This is a genomic window from Oceanobacter sp. 5_MG-2023 (genome assembly GCF_030548165.1).
Taxonomy (GTDB): Bacteria; Pseudomonadota; Gammaproteobacteria; order Pseudomonadales; family Oceanobacteraceae; genus Oceanobacter.
The window spans coordinates 282450-296103 of record NZ_JAUORS010000001.1 but is presented as its reverse complement, the minus strand read 5'-3'; the positions used below and the strand labels follow the sequence as shown (position 1 = coordinate 296103).

Here is a 13654-nt window from a genome sequence, read left to right as displayed (position 1 = left end):
CGATTGCTGTCAGTCCTGTGGCGACAGCAGCTCCAGTCGATCAACGTTCTGGAAGCCGCGCGGCAGCTTATTGCCTCGCCGTCCCCGCTCACCGAAATAATGTTCCAGGTCGCTGAATTTCATTTTCAGATGACGCTTGCCGGAGTAAACCAGCAAGGTATCGGTTGTTTGCAATGCCTGAACCGAGACCATCAGCTCCACACCTTCGGCCGCACTGGCAGCGCTGATATTAATCATCCGGTTGCCTTTGCCCTTGCTCAAGCGAGGCAGGTCGGCAGCCGGGAATACCAGCATACGGCCTTCGTTGGTCACCACGGCAATCCAGACCTCATCGCCGGCAGGCAATACACTTGGTGCCAATACCCGGGCATTGGCGGGCAAGGTGATCAGCGCCTTGCCCGCCTTGTTTTTGCTTTGCATATCCGCGAAGCGGGTAATAAAACCATAACCGGCGTCACTACAGAGCAAGTATTCGCTGCTGTCTTGCCCCATGAGCATATGCTCAAACGTCGCCCCCGGGGGAGGATTCAAATGGCCGGTCAGTGGCTCTCCCTGACCGCGGGCACCAGGCAAGGTGTGAGCAATCAGGCTATAACTGCGGCCGGTATCATCCAGGAACACCACCGGCTCATTACTCTTGCCTGGCGTGGCCTGCAAAAAGGCATCCCCAGCCTTGTAGCTCAGCTTTGCCGCATCCACATCATGGCCTTTGGCCGCTCGTATCCAGCCTTTTTGTGACAACACCACGGTGATCGGATCAGCGCTCAGTAATTCGGTCTCGGTCAATGCCCTGGCTTCGGCCCGTACAACCAGTGGTGAACGGCGATCGTCACCGTATCGCTCGGCATCGGCACTGATTTCTTTCTTGATCAGGGTTTTCAGGCGCCGTTCGGAACCCAGGGTTTTTTCCAGATACTGGCGTTCTTTTTCCAGTTCATCTTGCTCTCCCCGAATATTCATTTCTTCGAGTTTGGCCAGATGCCGCAGTTTTAATTCCAGAATGGCTTCGGCCTGCTTGTCGGAAATACCAAAACGCGCCATCAGCGCCGGTTTCGGCTGGTCTTCCTCACGGATAATCTCGATCACTTCGTCGATATTTAAAAAAGCGACCAACAAGCCTTCAAGGATGTGTAAACGGGCCAGCACCTTGTCGAGCCGGAACTGGAGACGGCGGCGCACGGTGTCGGTTCGGTAGGTCAGCCATTCGCTCAACATGGTGATCAGGTTTTTCACCTGCGGCCGTCCATCCAGACCAATCACATTCATATTGACGCGATAGTTACGCTCCAGATCGGTGGTCGCAAACAGGTGAGTCATCAGCGCATCGGCCTCGACCTTGCGGGTGCGCGGTACAATCACCAGCCGGGTCGGGTTTTCATGATCAGACTCATCACGCAAGTCGGCAACCATCGGCAGTTTTTTGGCCTGCATCTGGGCGGCAATCTGTTCCATGATTTTGGAGCCGGATGCCTGGTGTGGCAAAGCGGTAATGACAATATCACCATCTTCACGGGTGTAGACCGCCCGCATCTTGATACTGCCACGCCCACTGTGATAGAGCTTCTGCAGCTCCTCCCGAGGGGTGATGATTTCCGCTTCGGTCGGAAAATCCGGCCCTTGTACCAGCTGACAGATATCGTCACTGGTGGCCCCCGGATGATCCAGCAAATGAATACAGGCACTGGCAACTTCACGAATATTATGTGGCGGAATATCCGTGGCCATCCCCACAGCAATACCGGTGGTGCCATTCAACAAAACATGGGGCAAACGAGCTGGCAAGGTGGTGGGTTCGTCCAGTGTGCCGTCAAAATTGGGTTGCCAGTTGACGGTCCCCTGTCCCAACTCGGACAACAGCACATCGGCAAAGGCCGATAATTTGGCTTCGGTATAACGCATGGCCGCGAAGGATTTGGGGTCGTCCGGAGCTCCCCAGTTGCCCTGGCCATCCACCAGAGGGTAACGATAGGAAAAGGGCTGAGCCATCAGGACCATCGCTTCATAACAAGCGCTGTCACCATGGGGATGGTATTTGCCGAGCACATCCCCCACGGTCCGGGCGGACTTTTTGTACTTGGCCGTGGCTTTCAGGCCCAGTTCGCTCATGGCATAGATAATACGACGCTGTACCGGTTTGAGTCCGTCTCCTACGTGAGGCAAGGCACGATCTAGGATGACGTACATGGAATAATTCAGGTAAGCGTTCTCGGTGTACTGGCGTAGAGACTGGCGTTCTACGCCATCATCGGTATAGCTGATTTGCGTCATTGGTATCGGATACGGCTGGATTCAAGTGGACTGATTGTGACTGAGGCCCATCAGATCAGCAATCATTCTCCGTGGTCATGCTGTCGTTTTCTGCCGCAGCCGGGGTAACACTAGCACCTGTGTTGTCACGGTAGCGAGCCAGAAAGTCGTCCCCGGACAATGGCTGACTAAACAAAAAGCCCTGCACCCAGTCGCAACCCAGGCGCTGCAGTATCGCCGCTTGTGGCTGCGATTCGATGCCTTCAGCCACTACATGCAGGCCCAGGCTTTTGGCCATCAGGATAATCGCCCGAACGATTTCATAATCATTGATATCGTCGTTGATATTACGCACAAAGGATTGGTCGATTTTCAGTACCGTCACAGGCATCGATTTCAGTTTGCTCAGTGAAGAATAACCCGTACCAAAATCATCGATCGAAAACTCGACTCCCTGATTACACAACAGGGTGATTTGGCGGCTGACTTCAGTAATGCTGCTCATGATGGCCGTTTCGGTAATTTCCAGCTCCAGCCAGGCGGGGTTGAATGACATGGCATTCATCGATGCCATTAGCCGGTCGGCAAATCCGCTATTGATCTGAATGGCAGACACATTGATGGCTATCTTTTCCAGCCACAGGCCTTGCTCGCGCCAGTCCAGAAATTGTCGGCAGGCTTGTTCCACCGCCCACTGTCCCATATCGTGAATCTGACCCGTGGTTTCCGCCATCGGGATAAATTCCAGCGGCGAGACACTGCCCAGCCGTGGATGCCGCCACCGCATCAATGCCTCAACCCGTCGTGGCTGTTTGTCCCCAAAACGGAATTGTGGCTGATACATCATCTCCAGCTGACCCAGATCGACAGCCTCACGCAAATCGTGATCCAGCACCGAGCGCTCGTTCAGGGTTTCCAGCATGAATGCTTCATAGAAGCACAATGCCTTGTGTCCTTGGGATTTGGCCTGATGCAAGGCGGCGTCAGCATGGCGAACCAGGGTGTCAAATTCATCGCCATCCTGTGGAAAACAGCTGATACCCACATGGCTGGAAAGTGACAGAGTATGGCCATTAAGTTCATAAGGTTCTGCAATCACAGCCAACAACTGCGTCGCCTTGGCGACCAGGTTATCGTGACCGCCAAACTCTGGCAGTACGAGCAGAAATTCATCTCCGCCCATACGGGCACAAAGATCGGAATCTCTCAGATTGCTGCTAAAACGGCGCGCCACGTCCTGCAACAACAAATTACCGATATTGTAACCAAAGGTGTCATTGATCCCTTTCAAGCGGTCGAGATCAAAAAGCAGCAGCGCCAGGCTCCCTCCCTGACGCCGCGCCAGACGTAAGGCATAGTCAGCTTTTTTCGACAACAGCGTATGGTTAGGGAGGCCGGTAAGCGCATCATGATGCGCAACAAATTCCAGATTATTCTGAATCTTGCGCAGCTCGGTCACATCGCGGCTGACACCAAGCACTCCCAGACAGTGCCCTTGCGCATCAAAGAGCGGTGACTTGCTTATTTCCATCAACACTCGCTCTCCTCTGGATGACGTTACCCATTGCTCTCGGCGGTAGCGACAGCCCTGGTCAGACACTTCATCATCAGCGCACTGGCATTCCCAGGCCGGGTCACCATCAAACAGCTCAATATCTGTTTTGCCTAGCAAGTCGGTCCCGATGGCTCCCATTGCCCGCTCGTTGGCATAACGGTATACGCCATCACGGTCTTTAAAAAAAATACCATCGGGCAGGCCATCAAAGATGGCTTGTAATACGCCACTGTGCTGCTGCAAATGCAACCGGTTAGAGTGCATCATCCAGGCTCGACAAATCGTCAAAACCACCACCACCAACACCCAGAAAACCAGCCAGTAACGAACTTCAGTGCCATCCATAAAAGGCATAAGCAGAAGCGCTGTCACCATCGGCAACAGCATCAGCGAATGATAACTTTTCAGCCAGTCGAAATGACCTGCCCTACGAGATGAGGTGAAATGCATCCATTGTCCCGCTAAAGAAGTCTGTAAAACCGATTCCTGTCGGAACCCTGTGAAGGCATCATATCCTGCATAGTGTTAACTTATGTAACTCTATCTCCCCAATTGACCGGTTAGCGAACTGTGATCAGAATGTCAGCAGTCGCCTGTCAGCTGCCTGAAACATCGAAGTAACCAGAAAAATTCCCTTGATCAAATCGGAATCAATTCACAATCTGTAAATTTTTTTTATCCTGACGGTGGTTACAAACGCCGGGGAAAGTGCGGATAACAGGCAACTTTATTGCTTATATTCAACATGCTTGGTCGATTTGCTAACAATCCAAAGGCACAGTATTAGCAAGAAGCCTCGGTCTGAATAGGGCTCAATGATGATTGAGCCATATCTTCCCTGCAGATGACGCAATACCGCCATTCCTGCGCACAAACAGAGTGGTTATACCTGTTCGCCATGTCGGACAATCACTCAGGCCCCTTCTATTTATTATCGAACTGACATAAAACCGTCCAAATAGACTGTTATTCTCATCGCTTCGTCATAAGCCAGCGATCAGTACCATACCGACGAAGTGCGCAAAAGATGTCGGAATTAACGTGATGTAACATAATTGATACACTGTGTTGACGAGCACTGAGCGGCTAAGCATACTGCCCGCCGTTGTGCCACAGCCACGAATACTGGTAACTCACACAAGGAACTGGTGCCGACATGCAGGCGAATCCGGAAACAAAGCAACGTTCGACAGACTATTTAGTCGGCAGACTGCTCACGCTGATCAAGGCTATGGCACTGAGTGTCGGTCTTGTTTCTGTTGCGACCGCAGCACCCATTCAGCTGCGCATGGGGCCGGCCGATACTTATCCCGTGACGACGGATGTACCGTCGGATACCGCACTGATTCCCCTGAAGCGCCAGCTCAACTGGCTATACGTACAGGCAGGTGAATATCACGGTTGGATCAGTGTTGAATCACTCGACGCATTGCCAGAAAATATCAAACGACTTGAACCACTGCAGTTTCTTGATCACAGTGACGACAACAACCCGCAGTTTGAAGTGGCCGCAACATCTGAAACCGCTCTGACTCTGGGAGCCAACTTCACTCTGTTTGATCAGGCTGCAGCGGTACGTATAACCCGTTCCACCGACACAAATGACGACTGGTACTCAGTGGAAGCAGGCAAGCGCTTCCCTTTTGCAGAGAACGGCCGCTGGTCATGGGATGGGTATTTGGGAGTTGGCATTGGCAAGAGTTCCGGCGGTTCGACCCGCTGGGATGATGATGGGGACGACACAACTGTGCCGGTACTGTCAGCCACGACCGACATCAACTGGAATATAGCTTACAACGTCAGCATCGGCGGCCGGGTTCAGGTCCAGCAAGCCTTGTCTGGCAATAGTGCAAATCACGGAGCGTTGGCCCTAGTATGGAAAATTCGTTTCTGAAAAGATCCAGTCTTGCACTGGGTTTCCTCCTGGCAGCGTCGTCAATTGCAGCTGCCGAGACTTCTCCATCATCTATTGACGACCCCGCTGTATTGCAAAATCTGCTGAGTTTGGTCGCAGATAAAGCCAAGGCTGATGCTGAGCTGGCGCCGGGAAACCCGGATGCTCTGAATGATCCAAGAGTGCTCGAAAAAATGCTGAGGGTGGTCGCTGAAAAGGCCAAAGCCGATGCCGAGCTGGCTCCAGGAAACCCGGATGCTCTGAACGACCCGAGAGTGCTCGAGAAGATGCTCTCCATGGTTCCTCAAAAAGAGCCGACCGAGGTATCCGCGTTTGATAACCCGGCCATGATGGAAACCATCCTGGCTCAGATGGCACAACTGAGTTCAGAGCAGAGCTATATGGCAGATGAAGTGCCGACTGATCCCAGCTCTGTTCTTAATGGGGCCAATATCATGCAAGGCATCTTGCCTCTCGCCGGTGTTGCCGCAACGCCACGAACGGCAGAGATATTTGAACCTATTCCCCGCACCTTCGATTTTTCTGATGGCATACCTGAGCAGACCATGCTGATTGGCATGTCCCTTGGGCAACAAACCTCCGCCGAATACGGTGACAGCCTGCTGTTTGGTGGCTCTATCCGTTACCACCTGACCGATCGCCTGGATGCATTGGGTAATATCGAGCTTGGATTAACATCATTTGGTAATCCAACAATTGAAGATGACGATGGCAATGTTGACCTGAAAGAGCATTCATCTTTCCGCGCCATCACCGCCGGTCTGGGTTATTCCCTCCTCAAAGGTATTACCAGCCTCGATGGCGAAACATTCCTGCCATGGCAGCTGAATGTGGATGGCCTTATTGGTGAACAGTTCACAGGCAGCAGCCATGGTATGTACCTCGGTGTAGGGACATCGCTTCAGGTCATGATGGGCGACTACTGGATTGGTACCGAAACCCGTTACTACCACGTCGATGATGAAGTACTCAACCAAGAAGGTTCGCACCGAGGTCTGCAATGGAGCATAGCAGTCGGTTTTTACTACTAATCCTGACAGCCCTGATCAGCAGTTTTTCGATAGCTGAAGCAGCTCCGAACAAACTGTCGATTGGCGATACGCTGACCGAGCTTGCGCTCCCTCCTGTAAAAGGTGGCTATGCGTTGAGCCTGGAAGAACAGCGCGGCAAGCCAGTCATGCTGATTTGGGTGGGTGCCTGTAAAGACTGCCAGAAAGCACTGGGACACTACGAACGGCTGGCGCGTCAGTACAGCAAAGACGGACTGGTTACCTGGGTGATCTGGGATGCCAATGACCGTTTTGTAAAAGACGCACCCCGTACACGTCTGCCGTTACTGGCATACGACCAGTCGCTCACCAGGGCATGGCAAATCAACCCTTTGCCTGCCGTTATGCTGGTCAGCCCGGACGGAACACTGGATTACCTGTACGCAGGTAACCTTTTCAGAAATATGGAATTCACTCGTCGCGCCCTGAGTCACTGGTTATCTGTGGACGGCGTGGTACGTCAACGTTGATGAGGTGGTTATGAAGTTTTTAGTTGCAGGGATGCTATGGTTCTTCGGTATATTCCAGGCCGTAGCTGCAACCCCGGAAGACATTCAGCTTGAAATCGATTCAGCCAAACGCTCGGTCGTTGAGTTGAGTAGTGAACTGTCAGCCATCGAAAAACAACTGATCAGCCCGATCAGTACCAAGACATCACTCTACCTGGCACTCAGTAACGGTAAATTCTTTACCCCCATGTCCATTACCATATCAGGGCATGGCATCTCGCCAATTAATTACTTGTATACAGAGAAAGAAGTTCAGGCCCTCAAGTTTGGTGCTGTCCAGCCTCTGACCGATCTTGAACTGGCACCAGGTAACCACCTGTTGAAAGTGGTCGTTCGTGGACGTGACGACAACAACCGTGTCCGCGATCTGGTCTATGAAGGCGTTTTTCGTAAAGGTGGCAACCATCTCAAACTATTGCTTTCTATTACGGACGACACCGCCAAACGCAGCGCAGTTGCTACTCTGAAGGCTTGGTAAGTCATGCAAAAGTCAGGATTACTCGCTCTGGCCGTAGCGGCTACCGCTTGGGTAAGCAGTACGGCCTGCGCACAGCCTACGGCGCCAGACAACGGCCTTATATCCACACTGAGTGCCTCTGTTCCGGCACCCAAGACCCCGCTTGAGATATTGAATCATGAGCTGGGCAAACGCGTGTATTTTTTTCATTATCTGACCAGCACACCGCTGGACGCCATAACCGATGATGATGCAGAACCCACGCTCTCAGATATGGATATCATGTACACCCTTCCAGCAGGCTTGTCAGAGTTGGGAATGGACTCTTATGCCAACGTCTTGCTTAACGACCCGGCTCTTGGCCTCTCTCCAGGAATGGGAAATACCTGGTTCATGCTGGCTCGTAACGCCTCCGACAGAAATGACTGGCTACAAGCCGGTCGGCTGATTGGTCGAGCCATGGCCAACGATGCCTTGCTAAACCCGACGGACACATCGGAAGCGGCATTTATTGCTGCCACCTCACACGCCAACCGCGATCAGATAACACAAGCCGAACAAGCGTTTGATTTGATTGACGAGGAGAGTGAATGGTACCGGTTTGCGGGTTACAACCTGATGCTGGCAAAAATGCGACTGGGCATCTCTTCCAAAGACTTACAGCAATGGGTTGGCGAATTTCTTGTTGATGAAGCAGAAGACCAGCAACAATCGGCACTGAATGACCGCTTTCGCCTGACAGCCGGCAAGTATGAATTACGCAACAAGCATTACGATGAGGCGATCAGTTACTTGCGGCTGGTCTCCAAAGACGGTCCTTATACCTCTGATGCGCTACTGCAATATGGCTGGGCACTATCAAAACGCTGGCAATACGACCAGGCCTTACAGCCATGGAGGGTCTTGCAAGAGCACTTTCCTTTACTCAACATTCATACACTCGAATCATTAATGGCGACCTCTTACGTTGCCGAGCTGATGAATGGCGGAGTGCCATCGTTACCGGTTTATGAATACACAGAAAAACGTATGACCGAAGCACTTGAGCAACTTGACCAGCTCAACAATATTGACACACTTTCCCAGTGGGTCAGCCATTGGGAAGAGCGACAGTCCGACGCTTCTGACAACATACTTAGCCCCGACCTCCAGGGGGTTGCCTCATCATCAACCAGTCGTCATCTCGAAGGTTTGCTGAGCACCAGTGCATTCTTGCAAGAACAGCAACGTCTGATCGATATTCGCAGCATGCTTGGGTGGGTTCAGCAACAGCAGCAACACCTGTCAATCGCAAGAGCCGACAAGCTCGCCAATCAGGCAATTTACCTGGAAGTGGTTGAATCTGATCATCTGGCCCAAGTAGCAGACAACACCAAACAGCTACAACAACAAATCATACAGATCAATCATCAGATACAAGCGCACCGCAACCAACCGTTGGGGTTTGCAATACAACCTGAGCGGAACAGGCTGGATCAGTTGGAGGCCATTACCAATGAATCCAAAGATGGCACCTCTATGGAACAGGATGTACAAACACAGGCAAGTATCCTGCAGGGCATCACGCTGTGGCAGCTGACCAAAGCCCAGCCACAGCGGGCCTGGGCACTCCAGAAACAGCAACTTGTTCTGGAACAGCAATATCAGGATCTGAATACTCAACTGACCAATATTAATGAGTTATTGGCACAGGCCGGCGCTTTTCATGCCAGATCAGAAGAGCACCTGGCAACGATCGATGCAGTATCGAACAAGCTCGGCGCACTGGAGCAGACACTAACAGCACTTCACACCAAACAGCAGCAGCAGATTGTCACCGTTGCTCAGAGCCATATCGGCATGTTGAAAGACCGACTCAAGGATTATCTCGCGACTACCCGTTTGTCGATCGCACGACTTTACGATGGCGAGTTACGTCGCAACACCAACAGCGGAGGCCTGGGTGAATATGACTGACCAGCGCTCACTGATATGGTCCTCTGTCGTCTCCTGTCTGCTTGTAACTGCTGGCTGTGCCCAGGTACAACCACACCAGGCTGGCACCATATCGGATCTCACATATTACGGATTGAAAGCACCATCCAATGAGCCACTGATCGTCACCAATGAAGACGTGGTGGCTCGTTATCGGGCTTATATTGAAGTAGCAGATCAACACCAGTACGAAGTGCTGGCTTCTCGACGCATTGCCGCACTGCGCTTGCATGAACAAGAAGCTGCCTGGGCTGGTGATGATCTCCTTTCCGAGGAAGAGAAAGACGTTGATCCTGAAGAACTCGCTGCTTCTATTCAGGAATTTAAAGCCATCCTGGAAGAGCACCCTGATAGTGAAGGCAATGACGAAATTCTCTACCAGCTGGCCAAAGCCTACAGCATAGCCATGCAGCCGGAAGACACAGCCGAGGCCTTCCAGCAATTGGCGGAACAATACCCGGATTCTATCTATTATCTGGATGCCGAATTCCGCCTCGGTGAATTACGCTATGCCATGAAAGACTATGTCGCAGCGGAACAATCATTTCGACGCCTGATTGAGTACGGCCGTACCGGCAACAAATACTACAGTAATGCAGGTTATATGCTGGGCTGGTCGCTGTTCAAACAGAGCCGTTACGATGACAGCCAGATTGCCTTTGCCCGTTTGCTGGATGAAGACTATCCGGACCAGAATAGTATTGATAACGCCACAGGTGCCAGTCTAGAGATCCTGAAAGACAGCATTTACACCATGGCCGTTACCTTCAGCTATGGCGGAGAGTGGGAAGAAATCGGTGAGTTTTTTGATGAGTATGGCCACCGCCATTACGAATACCTGATTTACAACCGCCTGGCGGATTATTACTACGACCAAAAATATTATCAAAGTGGTGCATCTGCTCTGACCGCGTACATCGAACGCTATCCGGACAGCGAGCAGGCGCCACTGTATTTCCAACGCATGATTGAACAATATACCCTCGCGGGTTATCCGGTACTGCAACGGGAACGTGAAGCGGATTATATCGATCGCTTTGGTATCGACAGTGACTACTGGGCCAATCATGACGATGCCGTACGCGACACCATCCGTGAGCCACTTGCTGTCTACATTATGGATCTGGCCAAATTCAACCATGGCTGGGCGCAACAAACCGAGGGTGATGAAGAAAAAGCCGAACGCTACGCTGCAGCCGCCAAATGGTATGACGTTTATTTACGCAGTGTCCCAGACGCAAAAGATGCACCGGAAGCTCACTTCCTGTTGGCAGAAATCGCCTATGAACTGGGTAATTATCAACAGGCTCGCGACCATTACCAGATCGTAGCCTACGATTACCCTGATCATGAGCTGGCACCGGAAGCTGCTTACGCGACCGTTTTGGCATACAACAAATACCAGCCGGATGATGCTGAAGAAGCGACGGCATGGCGGCAGCAAAGTGCAGAAAACTCCATGCGCTTTGTACGCACATTCCCGGATCACGAAGAACGTGGCAAGGTGCTGGTCAGTACCTCTGAACTGTTTCTTGCTGACAAGAATTACGAAGAAGCACTGATTGTATCCCGTACGGCCTGGGATATTCAGGACAGCCTTGCGGACAACTATCGTTATGGTGCAGCACTGGTTCGCGGTCACGCCGCCTTTGAACTGGGCTATTACGAAGAAGCAGAAGAATCGCTTCAGGAAGCGTTGAAATATAGCGATATCGACCCTGATGTCCGCAATGATATTCGTGAAAAAGTCGCCGCCTCGATCTATAAGCAGGGTGAAAAAGCCCGTGAAGAAGGTAACTATGAACTGGCGGCTTCCAGCTGGAACCGTATCAGTGACGTCACGCCAGGCAGCGAAAACTCCATTATTGCAGAATACGATGCCATCACCTTGCTGTTTGAAGTGGAAGATTATGCGGGCGCAGAAGAAGCGCTCAACACATTCCAGAACAAGTATCCGGATCACAAACTCAGCCAGGATATTCCCAAAAAGCTGATTTTCACCTATGAGAAACAGGAGAAATGGTCAGCCGCAGCCAATGCTTTGGCGGATGTGTGGCGCACCAGCGAAGATGAGGAAGAACAGCGTATTGCAGCCTTCCAGGCCGGTGAATATTATGAGAAAGCTGGAGATATTGGCAGCGCCATTGTGATGTTCAAGCGCTATGCCAACAACTATTCCGAGCCTTTTGATCCGGCCATTGAGTCTCGCTACAAACTGGAACAACTGTACGGCATGGAAAGCAGCGAAAAAGACGAAGAAAAACGCCGCTACTGGCTCGACAAGATTATCAGTCTGAATGCTGAAGCGGGTAACAAGCAAACAGAGCGGTCAAAATACCTGGCTGCAGGGGCTTCCTACGAGCTGGCTGAATTCGCACGGGAAAAATACGTGAATCTGCCACTGACCCTGCCGCTGAACGAGAGTATTCCGGCCAAAAACAAGGCCATGCAAGAAGCCCAAGCCCTGTATACCCAGGCCGTGGCAATGGGAGTGCTTGAGTTCACGACCTCTTCGACCTACCGGATCGGTCAGCTGTACACTCAGCTGAGCAAGGCATTGTTAGAGTCTGAGCGACCCAAAGGCCTGGATGAACTGGAGCTGGAAGAGTACCAGTTCTTGCTGGAAGACCAGTCTTACCCCTTCGAGCAGGCTGCGATGGACGTTCATCTCAAGAACATCAACCGTACCTATGATGGTATTTATGATGAGTGGGTTAAAAAGAGCTTCGATGTCATGGCTGACCTGGCACCGACCCAATACCGCAAGAAAGAAAAGGAATTGAGCTATGTTAGTGAGATTCGCTAGTTTTCTCTTGGTGATGACGCTGGCAGGTTGTAGCTCGCTGATGAAGAGTGGCGACGAGGCCACCGAACCAGAACAGGAAACAACAGCAGAAGAAGAGACCGATGCCTCTGGGCAAGAAGACTCTGCAAACGCAGGCCTTGATGCTGAAACCCTTGGTTTCTTCAAGCATGGTTTGTTGCTGCTCAAATCCCAGCGCTATGATCAGGCCCTGAAACACTGGACCATTATGTCGGAACGGACCCCGGACTACCCTGGTGTCTGGGTTAATCTTGGGCTGTCACAATATCAGACCGAGGATTTTGAAGGAGCCAAAGCCAGCATCGAGCAGGCTTTGACTCTGGATAGTGAATTCTGTGCGGCATTTCAGGCCATGGGGCCAGTTGCACGGGAACTAGGTGATTTTACCTTGGCCGAGGAAAGCTACTCCAAAGCCATTCAGTGTTCTGCACCCAATCCCGATTTGCATTACAATCTCGGGATTTTGTATGACCTGTATATGAGGCAGTATGGCAAGGCGCTGCTGCAATACCGGACAGCACAGCAGTTGAATACAGAGGAAGATCCACTGTTAAATATATGGATACAGGATCTTGCCAAACGGGTTCCCAGTACTCCAGCACCTGATACAGATGCGGCAGCCACTGCAACAGAAGACTCGAACCCGCAAGCTGATGAAACATCCGATCAACCAGAAGAGCCGCAACCAACAGAGGCTGCTGTGGATTCGGAAGGAGACTCCTGATGAAAATATGGTTATTCACTTTACTGGCTCTGATTACCCCGACAAGTGTTTTCGCAGCCGACGTCATTCAATTGGAAGGTATATCCATTCTTGGTAATTCTGAAGACGCTGGCATGATGACGATTACTTCGTGGAGAGATACACCCGACGTGGAAATACCGTTCGAACCGCTCACTGGCTATGAAGAAGAACGCTTCGAGCCGTTACAACCGAAGCAGTTTCATCTTGAAGTGGAATATGCCAGGCGTTTCAGAGACGGTTTTGGTGATCAGGCAACGGAAAGGAAAGCGAACTAACTAACACAAGGATCGCGAAGGCTGGAAAAAAATAAGTCATATCGACTGTTTTTATTGGCCGGTTGTCGATTAAATGCAATTTTCTTGCTGTTAAATACCGATAA

At 51.5% G+C, this 13654-nt stretch carries 10 protein-coding genes; 8 read left to right on the top strand and 2 right to left on the bottom strand.

From position 1 onward, the window contains the following. Positions 1-9: 9 nt before the first annotated feature. Together parC and Q4551_RS01370 are read right to left on the bottom strand one after the other, a co-directional pair. The gene (gene parC, locus Q4551_RS01375) at positions 10-2268 is read right to left on the bottom strand and encodes a DNA topoisomerase IV subunit A (protein ID WP_303431335.1); all 2259 of its coding nucleotides are present in this window, start codon (positions 2266-2268) and stop codon (positions 10-12) included. Positions 2269-2323: 55 nt separating this feature from the next. Continuing rightward, positions 2324-4177 (bottom strand): bifunctional diguanylate cyclase/phosphodiesterase, encoded by a 1854-nt coding sequence (locus Q4551_RS01370; RefSeq protein ID WP_303431334.1) that lies wholly within the window; start codon positions 4175-4177, stop codon positions 2324-2326. Positions 4178-5033: 856 nt separating this feature from the next. Here Q4551_RS01370 and Q4551_RS01365 point away from each other — a divergent pair. From Q4551_RS01365 to Q4551_RS01330, 8 genes are all read left to right on the top strand, one after another. Then, entirely contained in the window at positions 5034-5696 is a 663-nt protein-coding gene (locus Q4551_RS01365; RefSeq protein WP_303431333.1) for a hypothetical protein, read from the top strand. Beyond that, entirely contained in the window at positions 5678-6748 is a 1071-nt protein-coding gene (locus Q4551_RS01360; protein ID WP_303431331.1) for a hypothetical protein, read from the top strand. The genes Q4551_RS01365 and Q4551_RS01360 overlap by 19 nt, the downstream gene beginning before the upstream one ends. Beyond that, positions 6718-7236 carry a TlpA disulfide reductase family protein gene (locus Q4551_RS01355; protein WP_303431330.1) on the top strand — a complete coding sequence of 173 codons (519 nt, stop codon included), beginning with the start codon at positions 6718-6720 and terminating at the stop codon, positions 7234-7236. The genes Q4551_RS01360 and Q4551_RS01355 overlap by 31 nt, the downstream gene beginning before the upstream one ends. Positions 7237-7246: 10 nt before the next feature. Then, positions 7247-7753, top strand: a complete 507-nt coding sequence (locus Q4551_RS01350) for a hypothetical protein (RefSeq protein ID WP_303431329.1) — start codon at positions 7247-7249, stop codon at positions 7751-7753. A 3-nt stretch (positions 7754-7756) separates the two neighbouring features. After that, positions 7757-9688, top strand: coding sequence for a hypothetical protein (locus Q4551_RS01345; protein WP_303431328.1), 1932 nt, complete (start codon positions 7757-7759; stop codon positions 9686-9688). Between the two features lie 112 nt (positions 9689-9800). Then, the gene (locus tag Q4551_RS01340) at positions 9801-12512 is read left to right on the top strand and encodes a tetratricopeptide repeat protein (protein ID WP_303431327.1); all 2712 of its coding nucleotides are present in this window, start codon (positions 9801-9803) and stop codon (positions 12510-12512) included. Next, complete coding sequence (locus tag Q4551_RS01335; protein WP_303431326.1) at positions 12493-13254, top strand: tetratricopeptide repeat protein; 762 nt, start codon at positions 12493-12495, stop codon at positions 13252-13254. The genes Q4551_RS01340 and Q4551_RS01335 overlap by 20 nt, the downstream gene beginning before the upstream one ends. Further along, on the top strand, positions 13254-13550 hold the full coding sequence (locus Q4551_RS01330) for a hypothetical protein (RefSeq protein ID WP_303431325.1): 297 nt from the start codon (positions 13254-13256) through the stop codon (positions 13548-13550). Before Q4551_RS01335 ends, Q4551_RS01330 begins: the two co-directional genes overlap by 1 nt. Positions 13551-13654 lie beyond the last annotated feature (104 nt).